Genomic DNA, 23,161 nt, shown 5'->3' on the forward strand with positions numbered 1-23,161 from the left:
TAAAGAATTGGAGATTCCTTTGCATTGCTCGGAATCTCCTTTTTTTATTCTCTTAAATCTCGACCCTAGCAACTCTTCACTCTTAGTTCTTCACTATCTTTTAAATGTATAGATCCTTCGTTTCACTCAAGGATGACACCAGCAGTGAATTGGGGTCTATGAATGCAGTATAATAAATGCTTGCGTCATCCTGAGGTTGGCAGTATAAACTTTACTATCGAAGGATCTCCTCTTTTCAGACCCTAAAGCTTACCCCTAGCAACTCTTCACTCTTGACTCTTCGCTCTTCGCTATCTTTTAAATGTATAGATCCTTCGTTTCACTCAAGGATGACACCAGCAGTGAATTGGGGTCTATAAATGCAGTATAATCAATGCTTGCGTCATCCTGAGGTTGGCAGTATAAACTTTACTATTGAAGGATCTCCTCCTTTCAGACCCTAAATCTCGACCCTAGCAACTCTTCACTCTTGACTCTTAGTTCTTCACTATCTTTTAAATGTATAGATTCTTCGTTTCACTCAAAGATGACACCAGCAGTGAATTGGGGTCTATAAATGCAGTATAATAAATGCTTGCGTCATCCTGAGGTTGGCAGTATAAACTTTACTATCGAAGGATCTCCTCTTTTCAGACCCTAAAGCTCACCCCTAGCAACTCTTCACTCTTAACTCTTAGTTCTTCGCTATCTTTTAAATTGTGAATTGTGAACTGTGAATTGTGAATTGAATTAGGTTGTGAACTGTGAACTGTGAATTGAATTAGGTTGTGAATTGAATTAGGTTGTGAATTGAATTAGGTTGTGAATTGAAACTGTGAATTATATCAATTATATGGTAGAATTGATATAGGAAATAAGTTATATTGAAGGGAAAATTGAAATGACTATAGACAAATTTGTTCATCTGCATGTTCATACGGAATACAGTCTCTTAGACGGCTCCGCTAGGATCAAGGATTTAATTCAAAGGACAAAGGAATTGGGCATGGAGGCTGTCGCCATAACGGATCATGGCTCCATGTTTGGAGTTATTCAGTTGTATAAAGAGGCTAAAAAAAATGGTATCAAACCGATTATTGGTTCGGAAGTTTATGTTGCAATAAATAAATATACGGAAAAAGAGCAAAAAGATAAAAATCAATATCATTTAGTCTTGTTGGCCGAAAACAACATAGGATATCAAAACTTAATGAAAATTGTTTCAGAAGGGTATGTCAATGGATTTTATTATAAACCAAGGGTGGACCATGACATATTGAGAAAATATAGTGAAGGTATCATTTGCTTATCTGCATGTTTAGGAGGAGAAGTCCAGCAGCATATATTGAACAATAATATGGATAGAGCTATAGAAGTGGCATCCATATATAGGGATATCTTTGGGAAAGATAATTTCTTTTTAGAATTGCAAAATCATGGATTGCAAGAACAGATTCAAGTGAACAACGCTTTGATAAATATAAGCAACAAATTGGACATACCTTTGGTAGCTACCAATGATGTGCATTACTTAAAAAGGGAAGATTCCTTAGTACATGATGTGCTTTTATGTATTCAAACAGGCAAGACGGTAGATGAAAAAGACAGAATGAAGTTTCCAAATGATGAATTTTATTTAAAATCTCCGGAAGAAATGGAAAGCCTATTTAAAGGTCAAAAAGAAGCTTTAGAAAATACTATTTGGATTGGGAATAGGTGCAATGTAGAGCTGGATTTTGACACTCTCCATTTGCCTGAATTCAAGGTACCTGATGGATATACAAATGTTGAGTACCTTAGGGAATTGAGCCTGAATGGTATAAAGCTAAGATATGGGGAAATTTCCAAGGAAATTATGGATAGATTTGAATTTGAATTTAATACGATTGTAAATATGGGATATACAGATTATTTTTTGATCGTATGGGATTTTATAAGATTTGCTAAAGACAACGATATTATGGTCGGGCCCGGCAGAGGTTCAGCTGCAGGCAGTATAATCTCATATGGGTTAGGTATAATTGATATTGATCCTTTGGAATATGGTTTATTATTTGAAAGATTTCTAAATCCGGAAAGGGTAACTATGCCGGATATAGATATAGATTTTTGTTATGAACGCAGAGAAGAAGTAATTCAATATGTCGTAGAAAAATACGGAGCGGATAGGGTTGCTCAAATAGTGACGTTCGGAACTATGGCTGCAAGGGGCGCTATAAGGGATGTAGGCAGAGCTCTTAATATGCCGTATGGTCAGGTTGACTATATTGCAAAACAAATCCCCAATGAGTTGGGGATTAATATAACAAGAGCTTTGGAAATAAGCAAGATTTTAAAAGAAGAATATGATAACAATGAGGAAGTCAGGCATTTAATTGATATGGCAATAGCAGTCGAAGGGTTGCCCAGGCATACTTCAACTCACGCTGCCGGTGTTGTCATATCAAAGGAACCTTTGACCAATTATGCGCCATTATTGAAGAATAATGATGTTATAGCTACCCAATACAATATGACAGAATTAGAAGAATTAGGGCTTCTAAAAATGGACTTTTTAGGTTTAAGAACTTTGACGGTAATTCGAGATGCGGTCAATTTGATAGAAAAAGACCATGAAATAAAAATTGACTTTGGTAATATGACCTATGATGATCCCGTGGTTTTTGAAATGTTTGCTAAGGCGGAAACCCTAGGCATATTTCAATTTGAAAGTCCGGGGATGCGTGCTTTCTTAAAAGAATTGAAACCCAATGTATTTGAAAATCTTATAGCTGCAAACTCACTATATAGACCCGGACCCATGAATCAGATACCCACTTTTGTGGAGTGTAAAGAGGACCCAAACAAAATAAAATATTTACATCCCAAATTGGAGCCTATACTCAATGTAACCTATGGCTGTATAGTCTACCAAGAGCAGGTTATGCAGATTGTAAGGGATATTGGTGGATATTCAATGGGTAGGGCTGATTTAGTCCGCAGAGCTATGGGTAAAAAGAAAATGGATGTAATGGAGAAGGAAAGACAGAACTTTATAAACGGTGCGCTTTCTAATGGAGTAGATGAAAAATCAGCATCAAAGATATTTGATTTGATGATTGACTTTGCCAAATATGCCTTCAACAAATCCCATTCAGCTGCTTATGCAGTAGTTGCATATAGAACCGGTTGGCTTAAATGTTATTATCCTGTGGAGTTTATGGCTGCTTTAATATCTTCAGTTATGAATAGTACCACATCAGTATCTTTATATATTCAGGAATGTAAAAGATTAGGCATAGAGGTACTGCCCCCAAATATAAATGAATCCTATGGTAAATTTACCGTAATAGATAATAAGATTCAATTTGGTCTTAGTGCAGTAAAAAATGTTGGAGAAGGGCTAATTAAAGTTATTGTAAATGCAAGAGAAGACGGCCGATTTAAAAGCTTTACCGATTTTGTAGAGAGGATAGTTAAAATCGATTCTTCAGTAATAAATAAAAGGGCTATAGAAAGCTTGATTAGATGCGGGGCAATGGATTCGTTGGGCGGAAACAGAGCTCAATTGTTGTCGATTTTTGAAAGAGCAATTGATGGAATTACTACTGACATGAAGAGGAATATAGAGGGTCAATTTTCGTTATTCGACTCGGATGAAGAAAGTTTTCATAAGGACAATTTACCTGATTTAAAGGAATTTCCACAAAAAAACCTGCTTGATATGGAAAAAGAAATGCTGGGTATTTATGTGTCCGGGCATCCATTAGAACCATATGAAAAGGAACTAAAAATGGTATCCACAATTACCACGTCGGATTTGACTCATGATTTGGATGAGATTTCTTTGGATAACAATCTAATAAGAGATGATCAAAGAGTCACTATTGGCGGAATAATAGTTGAAAAGAAAAATAAGATTACTAAAAATAACAATATGATGGCATTTATTACTTTGGAAGATTTGTATGGCACTATTGAATGCATTGTGTTTCCGACAACCTACGATAGATACAACAATTTAATCAAAGAGGATGAAGTAGTGGTTGTAGAGGGGAAATTATCAGTTTCAGAGGTGGATGAACCAAAGATTATATGTGAGAAATTATCGCCTTTAAATAGATATAAATTGGATAAAATTTATGTAAAGATTTCAAAAGAAAGTAGAAATGACATACTTAATGATATAAAAAAAATCTTGATAAAATACAGAGGAGATACTCCTGTATACCTGTTTATAGAAAAACAAAATAAAACTGTAGTAGCCGATAGATCTCTTTGGATTAAAATGGATAATATAGTGATTAATGAATTGAAAGCATTGCTTGGCAATTCAAATGTCAAAATTTGTTGAAATAGCTTAAAATTATTTATATCATATGTTATAATAAATGCTATTAAGGTATAAAATTTACAGTCTATATTGATGTATTTATTGAAACGGTGTGAGCAATTCAATTAGCGATTTCACTTATGTTTTATACTGATAGTAATTTACAAGGGGGATATACAATGTGGACTACAGTTTATGTAGCTTCAGGTAAGGAGTGGGCAATTGAAGTTGAAAACAAATTGATAGCTGAAGGCTTCCTTGTAAAAAAAGAACTTGTTGAACTAGGAGATGAGGAAGAGATTTATGAGATCTTAGTCCCGGAACTTGAGGCATCCGATGTCCAAGTATTATTATATGAGTTGGGGATTATATAACAAAGGCATAAATATAAGAGGGGGAAATTATGAAAACTATAGGCGTACTAACAAGCGGGGGAGATGCCCCAGGCATGAATGCTGCCATTAGAGGTGTTATAAGGACTGGCATCTACAATAATATGAGAATGATGGGAGTCAAACATGGATTCAATGGGTTAATCACCGGAGATATTGATGACATGGACATCTCATCGGTATCCGATATCATACAAAGAGGAGGAACAATTTTAAGGACGGCACGTTGTGATGAATTTAAAACTGAAGAAGGACAGAAAAAAGCCATAAACGTATTAGAAGTTTTCAATATTGACGGGTTGATTATATTGGGCGGAGACGGGTCATTAAGAGGTGCAAAAGCACTTTCTGATAAGGGCATACCGACTATTGGGGTTCCTTGTACTATAGATAATGATTTAGGTTATACTGATTATAGTATAGGATTTTACACAGCAGTAGAGACTGTTGTAGATGCAATTAGCAAAATAAGAGATACATCATATTCTCACGGAAGATCCAATATTGTTGAGGTAATGGGCAGACATTGCGGTGATATTGCATTATATTCAGGATTAGCCGGTGGAGTTGAAAGTATTCTTTTACCAGAGGTGCCCTTTGATATTGATTCTATTTGTAAAAAGGTTATACAAGGCAAGAACAGAGGTAAGCTTCATAACATAATAGTATTGGCTGAAGGGGTAAGCAACGCTTATGATGTTGCAAAACAAATACTTGATAAGACAGGTATAGAAACAAGAGTAACAGTACTTGGTCATATACAAAGGGGAGGCAGCCCTGTACCATTTGATAGAATTCTTGCAAGCGAAATGGGAAAAATGGCGGTTGAGTTATTGATGGAAGATAAATCCGGTCGAGCGCTAGGTGTAAAATGCAATGATATTTTTGATATGGATATAAGTGAAGCGCTTGAAGTAGAAAAACAATTTGACGTAAATAGATATAACACCGCTAAAATACTATCTATATAGGAGGATAAAATATATGAAAAAAACAAAAATAGTGTGTACAATAGGTCCTGCTTCTGAATCTGAAAGTGTTCTGAAACAGTTGTTTGAAAATGGACTTAATGTATGTAGATTGAACTTTTCACATGGAAGCCATGAGGAACATAAAGGAAGAATAGATACTATTAAAAAGGTTCGAGAAGAAATGAATTTACCAATAGGTATTATGCTGGATACAAAAGGTCCGGAGATAAGACTGGGAAATTTTAAAGATGAAGCTATTGAATTGGAAGAAGGAGATATATTCACTCTTACATCAAGGGATATCATAGGAGATAAAACTATCATAAACGTATCTTATGAAGGCCTTCCAAATGATGTGGTGCCAAACGATAGAATTTTAATAGATGATGGCTTAGTTGAGCTAAATGTATTAGAAATAATAGATGGAACAGATATAAAATGTGTGGCATTGAATGGTGGAGTACTTAAAAATCATAAAGGAGTAAATGTTCCAAATGTAAAAATCAAATTACCGGCAATAACTAAGAAAGACCGAGATGATATTTTATTTGGTATAGAAAACGGAATAGATTTTATTGCTGCTTCATTTATAAGAAAAGCAGATGACGTAACTGAAATAAGGAGAATATTAGAAGAAAATGGCGGGCAAGGAATTGAAATAATCTCTAAGATAGAAAGTCAAGAAGGCGTAGATAATATTGACGAAATTATTGCCGTTTCAGATGGGATTATGGTTGCCAGAGGGGATTTAGGAGTTGAAATTCAAACGGAAGAAATTCCGCTGGTACAAAAAGAATTGATTAAAAAATGTAATATCGTTGGAAAACCTGTAATTACCGCAACTCAAATGCTGGATTCCATGATAAGAAATCCCAGACCGACAAGAGCTGAAGTTACAGATGTAGCCAATGCAATATTTGACGGTACAAGTGCCATTATGCTTTCCGGAGAAACTGCAGCAGGTAAATATCCTGTGGAATCAGTAAAAACCATGTACAATATTGCAATAACTACGGAAAATTCGCTGAATTATCCTGAGATATTAAGATCAAAATCAATGCAGCATGAATTAACAACAACAAATGCTATAGGAAAAGCTACCTGTACAACTGCACAGGATTTGGAAGCAGCAGCAATTATAACATCTACTTCTTCAGGATATACATCAAAGGCAATATCAAAATTCAAACCCAAGGCTCCAATAATAGCAGCTACTCCTTCAGAAGCAGTAGAGAGAAAATTGAGCTTAATATGGGGAGTATATCCTGTGTTAGCGGCTGTCAGCAGCACTACTGATGAAATCATAGATTTCTCCATTGCTTCAGCAATGGCTCATAATTATGTTAAAGAAGGAGATCTGGTTGTAATTACTGCAGGTGTTCCGGCAGGACTTTCAGGTTCTACAAATCTTATTAAAGTTCATACAATAGGTAAAGTGTTGCTAATAGGTACGGGAATTGGCAATAAAGTCGGAACAGGAAGAGTATGTATAGCAAATACGGAAGAAGAACTACTGGCTAAATTTGAAGATAAGGATATTATAGTTTGCTCATATACCGATAAAGAGATGTTAAAATTTATGGAAAGAGCTTCAGCATTTATCATAGAAGAGGGCGGATTGACTTCACATGGAGCTATTCTTGGTATAAATCTGGAAAAGCCAACCGTAGTAGGAGCACATAATGCTACAAAACTGCTTAAGGATGGGGATATAATTACAGTAGATAGTTCTACAGGGCAAATTTATAAAGGTGAAGTCAGAATAATGTAAATAGTTAAAGCTGGTATTATTCTCACGTCAGTGGAGGGTTTTCAATACCCTAATTTATTGCTTGAGTCATTCTTAACGATAGTGAAGAATCCTATATAGGTTTGGATTTAGATATTGTTGGAATATGCAAAAATTAGGGTTTTAATCTTTTTATTGGGGAGAAAATTAATGCAAGGTAGACGCTTTCCCGTTGTTTATTTATTTTAAAATGATATACTTAAAGTAACATATTCAAGGGAGGGGTATTTATATGTCAACTATTAGTAATTTCAGAAGAGAAGAAATTGTTAAGGATAATAAAATATTCAGCTCTATTCGTTCTACCATTGAAACCAGCTTTTATGGAAACAATGTAGTCAAGGTTAATTCTATTAAAGAAGCGTATAAATTGGCAAAAGATTCGCCGGGAACTATAGTAACCGATATGCCGGTTTATAGTCCTGAAGAGATAGGATTGGACTCTGATGCAAAGGTTTTACTATTTAATGACGGAGCAACTGTAGGCAGATTTGCAGGTGCAAGAGTTATAATAGGTGAGCCAAATGTTGATATTAAAGAGTATGAGTTAATATCAAGAGAAGCCATATACGAAAGCAGATATAAAAAATTATATCATTCTGAAGCTATAATAGGCTTACATCCGGATTTTATGATCAAGGCACATTTATTAATTCCGGAAAATTTTGATAATATAATGTATTCTTGGCTGTTAAATTTTCAGTTTTTAAGTCAAAAATATATGCAGATGTACAAAGATTCAAAACAATATCCTGAAGGGGATTTATATGTATTTTCAAATCCGGATTATATTCCGCCATCTCATCCAAATGGGTTAGCTCTGTTTGATCCAATACATAATTGTGCGATGCTTTTAGGGATGAGATATTTTGGAGAACATAAAAAAGGTACCCTTACTTTGGGGTGGAGCTTGGCAAATCGAAATGGTTTTGCTTCCTGTCATGGGGGAATGAAAAGATATAATTTGGAAAATGACAGCAAATTTACCATAGGAGTATTCGGATTATCAGGTTCAGGAAAATCCACATTAACACATGAAAAACATGACGGAAAATATGATATAAATGTACTCCATGATGATGCCTATATAATATCTACAGAAGATGGCTCATCAATTGCATTGGAACCTGCTTATTTTGACAAGACACAGGATTATCCGACTACCCATCCCGCAAATAAATACCTGCTAACAGTACAAAATTGTGGTGTGACATTAGATGAGAATGGGAAAAAGGTAATAGTTGCTGAAGATATAAGAAATGGAAATGGGCGAGCAGTAAAATCTATACTTTGGACCGAAAACAGAGTAAATAAAATAGATGAACCTGTAGATGCCATAGCGTGGTTAATGAAGGATGCAACGATGCCGCCAATACTAAAAATAAAAAATCCTATATTGGCATCAGTTATGGGAGCAACCCTTGCAACCAAAAGAACAACAGCTGAAAAACTTGCAAAAGGAGTGGATATGAATGCATTGGTCATTGAACCATATGCTAATCCGTTTAGAACCTATCCTTTGGCAAATGATTATGAGAAATTTAAAGAGCTTTTTGAAAATAGAAATGTAGAGTGCTATATAATAAATACCAGTCACTTCATTGATAAAAAAATTCCTAAAGAAGTAACATTGAAATTATTGGAGGAATTAGCCCTCAAAAAAGCAAAATTTAAACAGCTTGGAGGATTTACAGAAATAGAATATATGGAAGTTGAAGGCTATAAACCGGATATGAGAGATAAAGACTATAAGGGTATGTGGAAGAACAGTTTGGATTATAGAAAGAAGTTTTTATTAGATATGGAAAGCTTCAAAGGAGGCATAGACAAACTTCCGAAAGAAGCGTTGGATGCAATAATTAGATTAGAAAAAGAACTCTTAGATATGTAAAGAATACTTTTGCAGATGATATTATAAATGCATTGAGATGTGAAATCTTGATGCATTTATTTTATTGTTCAATAAACTTCTCAGACAATTGATTTGTGCAATCTTTGAAGTAGATTCTATCATAAATCCAGTAATTTAAAAATTGCACATTAGTTGTGCAAATATATGCTCTGTTATTTATCTATAAAATAAGTTATCCTTTATTCAGGGTTAATGAATAACCTTATGATCCTTTTTCTGGGAAAATAAATCATACAATTTTTCAAATTTGTAGTGGTATTGCTCTAGTACAAATAAAGTGTAAATGACATTATTAAGTTATAAGTGTTACTAATATTATATATATATTAATGAGGAAAGTGTTATAAATAATCAAACTAATTGAATTGATATATCAATATCATTATATGGAGGTTAAAAGTGATTGAATATAAGTATATTCAGGTAAAAGATGCTATTAAGGATTGGAAAGAAGCGATTAGGATAGGAGCAAAACCTTTACTAGAAGATAATATAATTAGCGATAATTATATTGAACAGATGATAAATAATGTAATTAAAATGGGTCCTTATATAGTTATTGCAGAAAATATAGCTATACCTCATGCAAGACCAGAAGATGGAGCCTATAAATCAGCAATATCTATACTAAAACTAAGAGATAAGGTTAAATTCGGTGAAGAGAGGCAGGTAAATACTATTATTGTTTTAGCTAGTGCAAATGATGAAAAACATATAGAAACATTGAAAAAAATATCAAATGTATTGTCAGATAAAACTAATTATAATAAATTGATCAATACTGAGTCCGTAGCAGAAATATATAATATTTGGAATCATAAAGATTAAATATCTGGATATATGCCCGTAGAATTATTTAATAAGTAATCTAAAATGATATCAAAAACACTTCATAAAATTCTGTGATTCCGGATGCTATGAATTGTGATTAATGCTTTGATTAATGAGGAAAGGAGTTGAATGAATGAAAAACATCTTATGTGTATGTGGCTTAGGACAGGGTTCAAGTTTATTGCTTAGAATGAATGTGGAAGAAGTATTGAAAGAGATGGGTATCAAAGCAAATGTAGATAATGCAGATGTAAGCAGTGCATCAAGCATGAAGGCAGACTATATCATAAGCAATAAAGTATTTGCTGGAGAAATCAGGAGTGATGCTAAAAAGATTTTTGTTGAGAATTATTTTGATAAGGATGAAATAAGATCTGCCTTATCTAAAGAATTGTTGTAGGTGATTTAAGAAATTCAGTAGAAGGGGGAATTAAGATGTCAAACGTTTTCTTATGGATTGCTAATAATATCTTTGGAGTTCCAGCATTTTTAATCGGCATAATAGTTTTATTAGGTCTAGTATTACAAAAATCTGATATTTCCAAAATAATATCTGGAACATTAAAAGCGATCATCGGATTTCTAATAATTAATATAGGTTCTGACATTATAGTAGGGGCATTAAATGTTTTCCAGCCTATGTGGGCAGAAGTTTTTGGGCTATCAAGTAATACTATGCCAACAGGATTTATGGGGTTTGATAAATTTAATGCGACATTTGGCGGATATATCGCTTTAATAATGACATTGGGATTTTTAGTAAATATTTTATTGGCAAGATTCACTAAATTTAAGTTTATTTATTTGACAGGACATATGATGTTTTGGACTACCGCTGTATTTTTAGGTATTATTACACATGTAAAACCCGATGTATCAATGACTTTAGTTGTTCCAATTTTATCTATTATTATGGGTACCTATTGGACGCTTCAACCAGCTTTGACTCAGAAATATATGGTTAAAATTACAGGTACGGATTCAGTTGCTCTTGGACATACCGTTGGAATAGGTGCATGGTTATCTGCAGTTTTGGGGAAATTTGTTGGAGGGAAGAATCCAAAATCTTCAGAAGATATTAAGATTTCCGAGAAATTATCATTTCTAAGAGACTCAAATGTAATTACAGCTTTAACGATGGGTTCACTGTTTATTATAGGAGCAATAGTTTTGATGTTAAAGGGTACGGATGTATCAAAGGAGTTAATAGCAGCTGCGGGAACGCAAAATTTTATTATTTACAGTATAATTGAATCCATAAAATTTGCTGCAGGTATTGCAGTAGTATTATTTGGCGTTAGATTATTTATTGGAGAATTAATACCAGCATTTAAAGGTATATCTACCAAAATTGTGCCCGGTGCTGTTCCGGCAATAGATGCTCCAATAGTATATCCATATGCTCCAAATGCAGTAATATTTGGGTTTTTAGGTGCATTTATTGGTGGGCTAATATGGATGGTTATATTAGGAAATACCGTAGGGTATGTTTTTGTTCCAACAATGATAGTATTATTTTTCCATGGTGCTGCTGCAGGAGTATTTGGGAATTTGACTGGTGGATATAAGGGGGCATTGTTAGGAGGATTCATTATAGCTACTATAGTAGCTATTGGACAATTCTATACAGTTATGTACTTACTTCCTTCCACTATTCCAGATACAGCAGCTTGGGCAGCTGATACAGATATGTTTATAATTGGACCAGTACTTTACTTTATAACAAAGATATTTAGATAATAAATTTCAAAGCAGAGTGGTGGGTTTCTCACTACTCTGCTTTGAGGGGGGTATAAATATGACATTCATTCGAACTCTTTTAGGAGATATACATCCTAAAAACTTAGGAATAGTAAATGGTCATGAGCACATAATATGTAGTCCGCCTTACTGGGTTGAAAAAGGTGAGGATGATCTTATACTAGATAATACTGAGAAATCTCTTGCCGATGTTTTAGACTTTAAAATGTATGGAGGAAATGCAATTGTAGATGCTACTGCTATAGACTACGGGAGAAATGTAGAAGAAGTAGCAAATATTTCTAGATTATCTGGAATACACATTATAGGTACTGCCGGATTTAATAAGAGTTTTTTATGGAAAGCTAAAATTCCAGAACACTTAAAGGAATATACAGGTGAATATGAAACTTTTGAGGATATGATTGAAAAAAAATCTATAGAAAATTTGGTAGAAATGGTAAGAATGGAAATTGAAGTTGGATTAGAAGGAACAAATTACAAAGCGGGGCAAGTTAAATTTGGCACTGGATACAATTCCATAAATCCTCTTGAAATTAAAACCATAAAAGCAGCAGTCATGGTTCATAAATTAACGGGTGCTCCAGTACACTCCCATACTGAAGCAGGAACCATGGCAATAGAACAAATAGAGATACTTGAAAAAGAAGGAATGGATTTAAAAAACGTATCTTTTGGTCATATGGATAGAAATATTGATTTATATTATTATGAACAAATAGCATCTACTGGTGCCTATCTATCTTTCGATGGATTGGGAAAGAACAAATATGGTCCTGAAAGTAATAGGATAAATGCAATAATTAATTTAATCAAAATGGGATATATAAATCAAATTTTACTAGGTGGAGATACAGCCAGAAAGTCTTATTACAGGAGTTATGGATATGGTTTGGGTTTGGAATGGTTATTAAAAAGATGGATTCCACGATTCAGGATTGAATGCGAGAGAGAAGGGCTAGATAGTGAAGAAGTAGTAAACAAATTATTAATTGAAAATCCTAAAAGATATTTAACATTTAAAGAGGTGTAGTATGTATAAAGTAAGTGATTACAATTCAGGAAATATAATGGATGCGTTTGAGGAAAAGAAAAATGTAATCTTACCCCTTGGAGCCATAGAGGCACATTCAGATCATTTACCCTTATCAACAGATATTCTGCTGGTTGAAAAATATACTTTACGTCTAGCAGAGATGACAAATTCTCTGGTTCTTCCTGTTATGCCTTTTGGACAAGTATGGAGCCTTTCCGAGGCACCGGGGAGCATAAATATTAAAGAAGAAAACCTTGTGGGAGTTTTAGTTGATATTATAGAAAGCCTTAACAAAAATGGAGTTAAAATGGTTACTTTAATATCATCACATTTTGGTAACTCCAATGTAATGAAAACTGCTGCCAGAATAGCATATGAGAAGTATCCAATAAAGGTAATATATTTCATCTATCCAGGTATAGATGAAGTTAAGGATGAGTTTATAAACCTAAATGATCATCATTTCTTTTTACATGCTTGTGAGGTAGAAACATCAATGATGTTATATGCAGCTAGTGAACATGTCAATATGGATAAAGCTAAAAAAGGTACTATGAAGGTTCCAAAGGATGTGGATTATACTCCGGTTAAATGGACGGAGTTTAGCGATAATTATATTATAGGAGATGCAAGATTGGCTACGAAGGAAAAAGGAGAAAATGTATTTAGGCATATACTGAAAAAAGCATCTGATATTATTCTATTGGAAAAATCCAAACTATAAGGGGGGTTAGCTTTGAGATTTGAGTATATTGACAAAATCAAACAAATACTTAAAGATGTTGAAGAACTTGAGAGTGAAAATATTATAAAGTCTTGTGAAATCCTTGTGGATGCAATATTGAATAAGAAATCCATATTTATATTTGGAGCGTCGCATGCTGGCATATTGGCAGAAGAAGTGTATTATAGAGCAGGTGGGCTGGTACTATTTAATCCAATATTTGCTAAGGGACTCTCTCTAGATACAAGTCCTATTTCTCTTACGAGTCAGATGGAAAGATTAGAAGGCTATGGAACATTACTGGCTGAAAAGACACCTATAAAATCGGGGGATGTGGTATTTATTCATTCAGTTTCAGGAAGGAACCCTGTTAGCATAGAGTTAGCAATTGAATCTAAAAGAAAGGGTGCTAAGATTATTGCTATTACAAATTTAACATATTCAAAATCTGTATTATCAAGGCATAAATCCAATAAAAATTTATATGAAGTAACGGATTTGGTGATAGACAATCATGGAGATATTGGAGATGCTGCTATAGAAATAAAAGGCCATCGGCAAAAGGTAGGGGCTACTTCTACTGTAATTGGAGCAACTATATTAAATACTATAGTAACGGAGGTTACAAAAATACTTATAGACATGGGTATAGATGTTCCACCTGTTTTCTATAGTGCGAATTTAGATGGTGGAGATGAAAAAAATAAAAAGATAATAGACGAATATAAAGATGTAATTCACTATGAGCTATAGAAATAGGAAATAAATACCTAAGATTTTATTAAATTCTTGGGTATTGATTTTAATTATTTCTAATCGAACTTAAAATATTATTTAAGATATGTTTAGATACTTTTAGATATTTTTCGTTTGTAGAAGGATCAACTGCATATTCTTTTGCTGAAAAGTGAATGAATTTGCATTTAGTTGTATTAAGTAGTCTTGAAACATTTCCTGCATTTACTCCGCCTGCCGGTGATATAGTAATCTTATCTCCATATTTTTCTTGAAGATAAGTGATCATTTCCATTCCTTTTAATATATCACCACTGTGATTTCCACCTTCAGTTAAGACTCGATCAACCCCTAGATCTATTAATTGGATTATACTTTCCTCTAGATCTCTTGAAAAATCAAACGCTTTATGAAAAACTACTTCTTTTGTTCCAATAACGTCAACCATTCTTTTGATATACTCTTTATTTAATTCTCTATTGGATTGTAAGGATCCGAATACTATACCATCGGCACCATTTTTTAAGAGCAATTTAGCGTCTTCTAACATTATTTGTAAATCATATTCATTATAAGAGAAACCGGCTCCCCTTGTTCTGATAATAGTTACTATTGGTAGGGAACACAGTTGTTTAGCCTTCCTAAGAGTACTTATAGTAGGTGTAAGACCAATCAACTCCATGGCTTGATTTAACTCTATTTGATCGACTCCTTCAGCTTCAGATGCAGTTATAACATCTTCCAGCGAGCCACACATTATTTCTACTTTAATTCCATTTATCATATTAACACCACCCTTATTTGATAAAGAATTAATTTTATTGATTATACGTATATAAGTATTTACTGCTGTTTTGGCACTTATTAAAATTTTGAAATAATATTGTATATCTTTTTAGGGGTATCAGCTTTTCTTAAATTGATCATTGATTTTTTATTTTCAAATAACTTGATTAACTTTGTTAGTATATTCATGTAATTATCTTTAGAGGAAGCTATGGTAAAAATTAAAAAAGCTGTTTTATCGTTTTGAAAATTTACTTCCTTGTTTAACTTTAGAATACTTATACCAAAATCCAATACCCCATCCTCTTCCCTAGCATGTGCTAAAGCTACACCTGGGTGAATTATTATATATGGACCATATCTTTCAATATTATTTAGCATAGCTTCTATATAGCTTTTTGATATTAGCCTTTTATCTAATAGAGGGTTTGCAGAGAGGCGTATAGCTTCTTTCCAATTATTTGCACAGTCACAAACTTGAATATTTGAAATATCAACGAGTCCGCCGAGTTTTATATCTATTTTTTGGGAACTATAAATATTATATGATAGTGCATTTGAACTTACATTAATTATTTCTTTAGTAAGATCTTTTTTAACTTTTTCATCAATATTTGAACTATTTATAATGCTAACGATTTCATCTATTGTGTTATTACTAACGACTTTATTAAAGGAATTAATATGTTGGAAAATTCTAATTTTATCGTATTCAGAAAGAATTGGGTGAACATGCAATACTGGACATGATAGTTGAGCTTCAATTGGTATTGTCGTTAATATTAGATCAATATGACCATATTCATTAAATTCATCGACAGTGCTACATTGGATTATACTAGCGGTATCAATTAATAATTCAACTTCTTTTTTCAATAGACTAGAAGTTGTGACACCATTGGGACACATAACAAGGATTTTTATTGGGTCATCCTTTTTCGAATCGATTTCAGTAAAATGTAATGCAAAGTGTAAAGTAATAAAAGCTATTTCATCTGCTATAAGGCATCTGTGGAAGTAATTCTCCAGATGGTGGCTTACAACTTTTACTAAATTATATATATAGTTGTATTTATTCTTAACTTCATTTAAAAAAGGATTTGTTATTATTAAACCATTCTCATATCTAAATTTAGAAGACATTATATGCGCAGTTAATCCTTTGATAAGTTTAGCTCGGTTTTTAAAATTAGTCATGCTTATCAATTCTAAATCTGATACCATTGATGAAACGATACTCCGAACTTCCTGTTTTGTATTAGAATCATCATTTTCATTAGACAACTTGCTAAGTTTATTATCATTTATTAGGTGAAAAGCTATATAGCCGACGAAATTATTATTCTTATTATTAAGTCTTTCATATATGAATCTAAATTCAGGTTGTTCCATTATAAAATCTAGCAACTCTTTGGAAAAGATAACATATTCTCTTTCTTCGATTCTATAGAAAAATATTGATAGCACATCAATTATTTCGTTAAATGAATTAGGCTGGAATCTTTTATTCATTTCCCATAATAAATCTTCATAGAACTTTGATTTTTCTGAAATAAACAGATCTTTGAAAGAAGGGATTTTTATTATTTTTCTTAGCTCCATAATACTGTGCAAGAAAACTATTCTAATAATTTTCTCATCACCTGTGAAATAATATCCCTTATTATTGTCGTTGTTTAAAGATATTTCATATGTTTTACATAATAAACGAAGTGTAACAAAATCATTTAAGATAGTAGTTTTGCTTACATTTAAAATGTCAGCTATTAATTCAAGCGTCAGACATCTTTTATCTGTTATAATTAGGAACACGTAAAACCATTTGCGCTCTTCAGGTGAAAGAATATAGTTATCCATATTATGTTTTAAAATATTTAATAGCTCATCAATATTTTCTCTATCCCTTTCACTAATACTAATTCCTTTATTTCTTACAGTAGAAAGTTCATCCAGATTATTTTGGGATAAACATTCATTGATTATTGCAAGGTCATTGTACAGAGTTCTTCTAGATATGGAAACGTGATTTTCTATTATATCAAGGGGAATATAGCCATCACTTTTCGAAATAAGTGAAAGTATTTGTAAAATTCTTTTTGTAATATACATTTATTTTCACCCCTTAAATAGATGATAACTTATTTTATTTATAAATGACAGGTCATTTATTTGCGCGATTAATGTGCAATTTTTAATATATCATATTTGTACGGGTGAATGTTAAAATATAGTGAAATATCGAAAACTTACCCAAGTATAAGTTTAAGGATATGTGTAAACCGTAAATAGTATTGCTAATTGTGAATTGGGTATACTTGTGGTAAAATAAAGCTATTAATAGGAGGATGGGTGTATTATAATGATAAACTTAGGTGAATATCAAGAATTAATTATAAAAAGATTTACATCAGTAGGTGCATTTCTAAACGTAGAAGATTCAGAAGAAGATTCAAAAGAGGAAGATGTGCTGCTTCCAAAAGCACAAATTCCAAAAGATGCAAAAATAGGTGATGCAATTGAAGTATTTATCTATAAGGATTCCAAAGATAGAACAATAGCTACAGTCAAAAAGCCCAAAATAGCCATTGGAGAGCTTGCTCATTTAACAGTAGTTAGCAAGTCAAAAATAGGTTCATTTCTCGACTGGGGGTTGGAGAAAGATTTGTTCCTACCATTTAGTGAGACAGTAGGTTCTGTAGTCGTTGGTAAAAGCTACTTGGTTGGTGCGTATGTGGACAAATCAAATAGAATATGCGGGACGATGAAGGTAAAAGACTTGCTCATAAAAGATTCTCCCTATAAGGAAAATGAATGGGTGGAAGGTACTGTCTATAGCATCAATAGAGATATCGGTGCATTTGTCGCAGTAGAAGATAAATATGATGGGCTAATACCTAACAGGGAATTGTATGGAGCACATGAAGTAGGCGAAACCATCGAAGTAAGAGTAAACAAGGTTTTAGAGGACGGTAAATTGGACCTTAGTTTAAGAGATAGGGCACATTTGCAGATGGATGAGGATGCAAAGATTATACTAGATAAATTAAGCGAAAACAAAGGAACATTAAATTTAAATGACCACAGTTCTCCGGAACAAATTAAAAAGGTACTAAACATGAGTAAATCCGGATTCAAACGAGCAATTGGAAAACTATACAAAGAAGAAATAATTGAAATTACTAACAAGGGCATTAAATTTAGGGATTAAGGGTAATATAAATAATTGCAATATCCTATTTATAGCACAATAATTATTAAGGGAGGAGTTTCCAATGATAATAACTACAACACCAACAATTCAAGGTAAAGAAATTATAGAATACAAAAATATAGTATTCGGTGAAGTTATATCCGGGGTTGATTTTATAAAAGACATTGCAGCAGGGCTTTCAAATTTCTTTGGAGGTAGATCAAATACTTATGAAGGTGAATTGATAAAAGCAAGAGAGGATGCAATAAAAGAAATGGAGTCAAGAGCTTTGCAATTAGGAGCCAATGCTGTGGTAGGTGTAGATATAGATTATGAAGTATTGGGTTCCGGTAACGATATGTTGATGGTAACAGCTTCAGGTACTGCAGTAGTAGTGAAATAATAGAATTTGGCATGAAAGTGCTTTATTAAAGAGAATAATGGGTGCAGTGCATCCATTATTTTTGTATACTAAATAGTTGAAGGAATTAATAATGGTATAATATACAAATAAACATAAAATACGGAGGAAGATTATGAAATATATATTTATTTGTTATCCGAGATGCACAACTTGTAAAAAGGCAAAGGATTGGCTGGATAAAAATAATATAGAATATGATGAACGAAATATAAAAGAAAATAATCCAAGCAAGAGCGAACTAAAAGAATGGATTTCTAAGAGCGGGAAGCCTATTAAAAAATTTTTCAATACAAGTGGAACACTATATAGAGAACTCAATGTAAAGGATAAACTTCCAAATATGAATGAAGATGAACAAATTGAATTGCTTTCAACTGACGGAATGTTGGTAAAAAGACCTATATTGGTTGGAGAGAATACAGTTTTAGTAGGATTTAAAGAAGATGCATGGAGTAGTCTGGGAGGCAAAGATGGGATTTAATATAGGAGATATATTACAGGGAGAGATACTAGATTTTACTCACGAAGGTAATGGGGTATTGAAGGTGAATAATTTTACCTTTTTCATCCCAAATGGTGTTATTGGAGACAAGGTAGAATTTAAGATAACAGAACTTAAAAAGAATTTTGGAATTGGCTCAATTGTTAATTTGATTGAGCCTTCAAAAGATAGAGTAATTGATATGGACATTGAAAGCGGTGAGATTCCATTAATCAATTATGACTATAAGAAACAATTGGAATGGAAGAAGCATAAGGTTGAAATGGATTTAATGAAATTTGCAGGTCTTTCAAATATTAATATTAATGATACCATTGCGATGGATAATCCATATAGATATAGAAATCACACACAGATTCCGGTTGGGAACAAAAACGGGAAAACAGTAATAGGATTTTACGCCAAAGGGAGCCATGATGTCGTAGATATGCGGGATAGTATACTACAACCTGAAATTGCAGATGAAATTCTTAATGTTATTAGAGAATGGATTAATAAATGCAATATAAAACCCTATGATAGTAAATCAAATAAAGGTGAACTTAAACATATCGGTATCAGAACAAATATAGATAATCAAGCAATGGTTATCATGGTTACTGCTACGGACTATTTACCTAAAAGTGATGAATTGATTAAGATGTTAAAAAGTGAGGTTAAGGAAGTAATAAGCATTTATCATAATATTAACAATATGAAATCTGCACCTACCTATGGAAGAAAGTATATAAAACTATATGGAGAGGATAGATTAATAGATTATTTGGGCAAGTTTAAATTCAAAATTTCCCCCAATTCCTTTTTTCAGGTAAATAGAACTCAAGCAGAAATTTTATATGATAAAGCTATTGAGTTTTTGGATTTACATAGTGAGGATGAAGTTTTCGATATTTATTGCGGAATAGGGACAATATCACTATATATAGCTAACAAGGCAAAGAAAGTCTATGGAATAGAGTCTGTAAAATCAGCTATTGATGATGCAAAAGAAAATGCAATGCTAAACAATATAGACAATGTTGAATTTATAGTGGGAAAGGCTGAAGAAGTATTTCCTAAACTTACGAATGAAGGAGTTAGAGGCAATAAAGTAGTAGTAGATCCTCCAAGAAAGGGTTGTGAAAAGGAAGTACTAGAAGCCATAGTAAAATTAAACCCTGAGCGAGTAGTATATGTATCCTGTAATCCAACAACTATGGCTAGAGATGTGAAGTATCTTTTGGATAATGGATATGAGATAAAGGAAGTTCAGCCTGTGGATATGTTCCCGCATACGAGTAACGTTGAGACGGTTGTATCATTGTCCCACAAAAAAGCAGATACACATATCAACATAAATGTAGAGTTTGGTGATGATAAAGGGCAGATTCCTATTGATGAGATAGCGAGAAAAGCTGAAGAATATAGACCAAGCGAAAGAGTAACCTATAAAATGATACAAGAGTATATAGAAAGTAAGTATAATTTCAAGGTGCATACTGCCTATATAGCAGAAGTAAAAAGAGATTTGGGATTACCCATGTACGATGCCCCTAATGCAGTAGAAGAATTAAAACATGAACGAAAGCACCCAACTCCTGAAAAGGTAGAAGCTATTAAAGATGCCTTAAGGCATTTTGGAGTTATCCAATAATTAAAATTGAATATGAAAACAAAAAGTTGCTTGCTCTAAAAAAATGAGTGGGCAACTTTTTTATATATACAAAACTTAATAGGTACTTACATCTCAATAGGAGTTAATTACATGGGTATCTTCTTTTTTTGTACCCAAATTTGGAAGGAGGAACAGAAGTATACTTCTTAAATATGATATAATATTGTAAAGAATATTGGGATGAAGTAAAGGATATTTAATTATCGATCAAAGGAGGAATGGCATTTATGGTACAACATTTTAATTTTTTTTATGATGAATCAGAGCACAGCAGAAAAATTAATCATTCTACAATTGTTTCAGAAAATTATTATGATAATTTTATTACAACAATTGTTGGGTGGCAGACTGCAGATGAAAAAATTGTACTGAAAAAATACCTTGATTTCGAGGAGAAGTATTCGGATCGCAAATCAGATGGAGAGTTAAAAAGTACTACACTGAAAAAAAGACAATTTAAAAATGGATTTGCTTCTTTAAATCGAGATAATATAGAATTTATTCTTGATCTTTTTTCTATATTTGATGATAATGTATTATTGTATTTTTCTATTACCAGTAAAATTGAATATATAATAAATCAACTGTTTTTAAATTATAAAAATAATATTTGGGAAGATATGGATATGATGAGATATTCCATAGTTAAGGCAATAGTGATGTATCAACCAGAAGAAATTATTTCGGGCATGTATGAAAATACGGGTGAATTAGTTCAGTTGTTGAAGACTTTTTTTAATAAAAGAATTAATGTTAATAAAACTAATCCAAAATTGAAAGAACACGAAACTCTTGCATTTACACAAATTTTGATATTGTTAGATGATATAAACGTAAAATTTGATATTAATTGGAATTATGATATCGCTTTTCATGGTTTTAAAAAGTATCTGATAGAAAAGGATATCTCTAAGTATTCATTATTTTTAGATAGAGAGGGTGACGATGGTAATACATTAAAGGCCGCAAAACAAGTAGGATTGACTTTTGTAACAGAAGTTGATTCAAAAGAAATAACAGGGATTAGAATGGCTGATATGCTTGTAGGTATAATTTCTAAATTACTTAAATCTTTACATGAGGAATTAAGATATGATTCTATTGAAGACGGGTTAAATAAAAAAATATTAGGGGAAGGTTGGTTCAATTTAAATGAACAACAATTGTTTCTATATAAACAGTTAACACATATTATTTGCGAAGTTAACAATGCTTGGTATAAGTCATTTTGTGGGATTTATTCTGATGATTTTATTATTTTAGTTTCTCTACTTAACTATATAAGCAGTTTTGATACAGTTAATGAAATTAAAGCCGTAGATAAGAAAATGCATGGCGAGCACTTTAATGCATATGTTTGCAAGGAATTAGAAAGTTATTTTGGAAGAATGGAATCGAAGTTACCAATTGACCCAATTCCAGGAGGGAAAAAAGACTATTTTTATAATCAAAGAGGGGCAAAAGTGTTCTTCAATTCATCAAAACAACCGTTGTTAAAAATAAATGAAGGATGTAATATTTTTAACGTCTTGTCAGTTGGTTTTTCAAATGATGGTAACGCAATGATAACGATTTCTGAGAATAAGAATTTTCTGTGCTATAGACTCCCTAAGGAATTATTTGAATGGGCAATGACTTGTGTGGCCTTTGCAAATAGGGGTGATAATGTATTTCCGTCAAAAGTACAGTTTACAAAAAATGGTGACAGATATTATGCAGATGTCCTATAAAAGTAAAACGATTTGATAGTATTTATTAATGAGGGTTAGTTTATATAACTAGCTCTTTTTTTGTGCCTAAAATTGAAAGGAGGGACAGAATTGGACGTAAAAATATATAGAACAAAGGATGGACAAAATTTCTCGCTTGAACCTATTTTAAATGATGGTAGGTATTGTACAGAGAATGAATGTGATGTTGCTGGTATATATACTATTCCTGAAGATGTAAAAATAATAACTTCTGGAGGTAGATTGCGATTCGATGGTTCTGTGTACCTGATTAATGACAAAGGAAAACCAGCAATCGGGATATACAAACCTAAAGATGGTGTATTGAAGCTTGAAAAGGCAATTGCATTGGAGGAGAGGAGGCAGACAAAAATCAAAACTAAAGATATTTCACGATAAAGCTAAGAATAATTCTTACTAAAAGTAAAAAGCC

The 23,161-nt window shown here is 32.6% G+C and carries 19 protein-coding genes; 17 read left to right on the plus strand and 2 right to left on the minus strand.

Features of this window, described 5'->3' with window-relative positions:
- Window positions 1-880 precede the first annotated feature (880 nt).
- From H8707_RS00070 to H8707_RS00120, 11 genes are all read left to right on the plus strand, one after another.
- Window positions 881-4,312 carry a DNA polymerase III subunit alpha gene (locus H8707_RS00070; RefSeq protein ID WP_262428101.1) on the plus strand — a complete coding sequence of 1,144 codons (3,432 nt, stop codon included), beginning with the start codon at window positions 881-883 and terminating at the stop codon, window positions 4,310-4,312.
- 158 nt (window positions 4,313-4,470) lie between these two features.
- Window positions 4,471-4,665 carry a hypothetical protein gene (locus H8707_RS00075; protein ID WP_262428102.1) on the plus strand — a complete coding sequence of 65 codons (195 nt, stop codon included), beginning with the start codon at window positions 4,471-4,473 and terminating at the stop codon, window positions 4,663-4,665.
- Between the two features lie 29 nt (window positions 4,666-4,694).
- On the plus strand, window positions 4,695-5,654 hold the full coding sequence (pfkA, locus tag H8707_RS00080) for a 6-phosphofructokinase (protein WP_262428103.1): 960 nt from the start codon (window positions 4,695-4,697) through the stop codon (window positions 5,652-5,654).
- Between the two features lie 13 nt (window positions 5,655-5,667).
- Window positions 5,668-7,425, plus strand: coding sequence for a pyruvate kinase (gene pyk, locus H8707_RS00085; protein ID WP_262428104.1), 1,758 nt, complete (start codon window positions 5,668-5,670; stop codon window positions 7,423-7,425).
- A gap of 250 nt (window positions 7,426-7,675) precedes the next feature.
- Window positions 7,676-9,334 (plus strand): phosphoenolpyruvate carboxykinase (ATP), encoded by a 1,659-nt coding sequence (locus tag H8707_RS00090; RefSeq protein WP_262428105.1) that lies wholly within the window; start codon window positions 7,676-7,678, stop codon window positions 9,332-9,334.
- A gap of 420 nt (window positions 9,335-9,754) precedes the next feature.
- Window positions 9,755-10,183: a PTS sugar transporter subunit IIA gene (locus H8707_RS00095; RefSeq protein WP_262428106.1), complete on the plus strand. Its 429-nt coding sequence runs from the start codon at window positions 9,755-9,757 to the stop codon at window positions 10,181-10,183.
- 136 nt (window positions 10,184-10,319) lie between these two features.
- Window positions 10,320-10,586, plus strand: a complete 267-nt coding sequence (locus H8707_RS00100; protein ID WP_262428107.1) for a PTS sugar transporter subunit IIB — start codon at window positions 10,320-10,322, stop codon at window positions 10,584-10,586.
- A gap of 35 nt (window positions 10,587-10,621) precedes the next feature.
- Window positions 10,622-11,926 carry a PTS ascorbate transporter subunit IIC gene (locus H8707_RS00105; protein ID WP_262428108.1) on the plus strand — a complete coding sequence of 435 codons (1,305 nt, stop codon included), beginning with the start codon at window positions 10,622-10,624 and terminating at the stop codon, window positions 11,924-11,926.
- Window positions 11,927-11,984: 58 nt separating this feature from the next.
- Window positions 11,985-12,980 (plus strand): phosphotriesterase family protein, encoded by a 996-nt coding sequence (locus H8707_RS00110; protein WP_262428109.1) that lies wholly within the window; start codon window positions 11,985-11,987, stop codon window positions 12,978-12,980.
- Window position 12,981: 1 nt separating this feature from the next.
- Window positions 12,982-13,707 carry a creatininase family protein gene (locus H8707_RS00115; RefSeq protein WP_262428110.1) on the plus strand — a complete coding sequence of 242 codons (726 nt, stop codon included), beginning with the start codon at window positions 12,982-12,984 and terminating at the stop codon, window positions 13,705-13,707.
- A gap of 12 nt (window positions 13,708-13,719) precedes the next feature.
- On the plus strand, window positions 13,720-14,460 hold the full coding sequence (locus H8707_RS00120) for an SIS domain-containing protein (RefSeq protein ID WP_262428111.1): 741 nt from the start codon (window positions 13,720-13,722) through the stop codon (window positions 14,458-14,460).
- Between the two features lie 49 nt (window positions 14,461-14,509).
- Here H8707_RS00120 and H8707_RS00125 read toward each other — a convergent pair whose 3' ends face one another.
- The gene (locus tag H8707_RS00125; protein WP_262428112.1) at window positions 14,510-15,226 is read right to left on the minus strand and encodes a copper homeostasis protein CutC; all 717 of its coding nucleotides are present in this window, start codon (window positions 15,224-15,226) and stop codon (window positions 14,510-14,512) included.
- An 80-nt stretch (window positions 15,227-15,306) separates the two neighbouring features.
- A complete protein-coding gene (locus tag H8707_RS00130) occupies window positions 15,307-17,337 on the minus strand; it encodes a BglG family transcription antiterminator (protein WP_262428113.1) in 2,031 nt (676 codons plus the stop codon).
- Between the two features lie 250 nt (window positions 17,338-17,587).
- Here H8707_RS00130 and H8707_RS00135 point away from each other — a divergent pair, with 250 nt between their 5' ends.
- From H8707_RS00135 to H8707_RS00160, 6 genes are all read left to right on the plus strand, one after another.
- A complete protein-coding gene (locus H8707_RS00135; RefSeq protein ID WP_262428114.1) occupies window positions 17,588-18,436 on the plus strand; it encodes a CvfB family protein in 849 nt (282 codons plus the stop codon).
- A gap of 64 nt (window positions 18,437-18,500) precedes the next feature.
- Complete coding sequence (locus tag H8707_RS00140) at window positions 18,501-18,821, plus strand: putative heavy metal-binding protein (RefSeq protein WP_262428115.1); 321 nt, start codon at window positions 18,501-18,503, stop codon at window positions 18,819-18,821.
- A gap of 133 nt (window positions 18,822-18,954) precedes the next feature.
- The gene (locus tag H8707_RS00145) at window positions 18,955-19,323 is read left to right on the plus strand and encodes an arsenate reductase family protein (RefSeq protein WP_262428116.1); all 369 of its coding nucleotides are present in this window, start codon (window positions 18,955-18,957) and stop codon (window positions 19,321-19,323) included.
- The gene (gene rlmD / locus H8707_RS00150; protein WP_262428117.1) at window positions 19,313-20,977 is read left to right on the plus strand and encodes a 23S rRNA (uracil(1939)-C(5))-methyltransferase RlmD; all 1,665 of its coding nucleotides are present in this window, start codon (window positions 19,313-19,315) and stop codon (window positions 20,975-20,977) included. Before H8707_RS00145 ends, rlmD begins: the two co-directional genes overlap by 11 nt.
- A gap of 239 nt (window positions 20,978-21,216) precedes the next feature.
- Complete coding sequence (locus H8707_RS00155; RefSeq protein ID WP_262428118.1) at window positions 21,217-22,728, plus strand: hypothetical protein; 1,512 nt, start codon at window positions 21,217-21,219, stop codon at window positions 22,726-22,728.
- 90 nt (window positions 22,729-22,818) lie between these two features.
- A complete protein-coding gene (locus tag H8707_RS00160) occupies window positions 22,819-23,127 on the plus strand; it encodes a hypothetical protein (protein ID WP_262428119.1) in 309 nt (102 codons plus the stop codon).
- Window positions 23,128-23,161: the final 34 nt, after the last annotated feature.

It is taken from the genome of Paratissierella segnis (assembly GCF_014385195.1).
In the GTDB taxonomy this organism is placed as follows: domain Bacteria; phylum Bacillota; class Clostridia; order Tissierellales; family Tissierellaceae; genus Paratissierella; species Paratissierella segnis.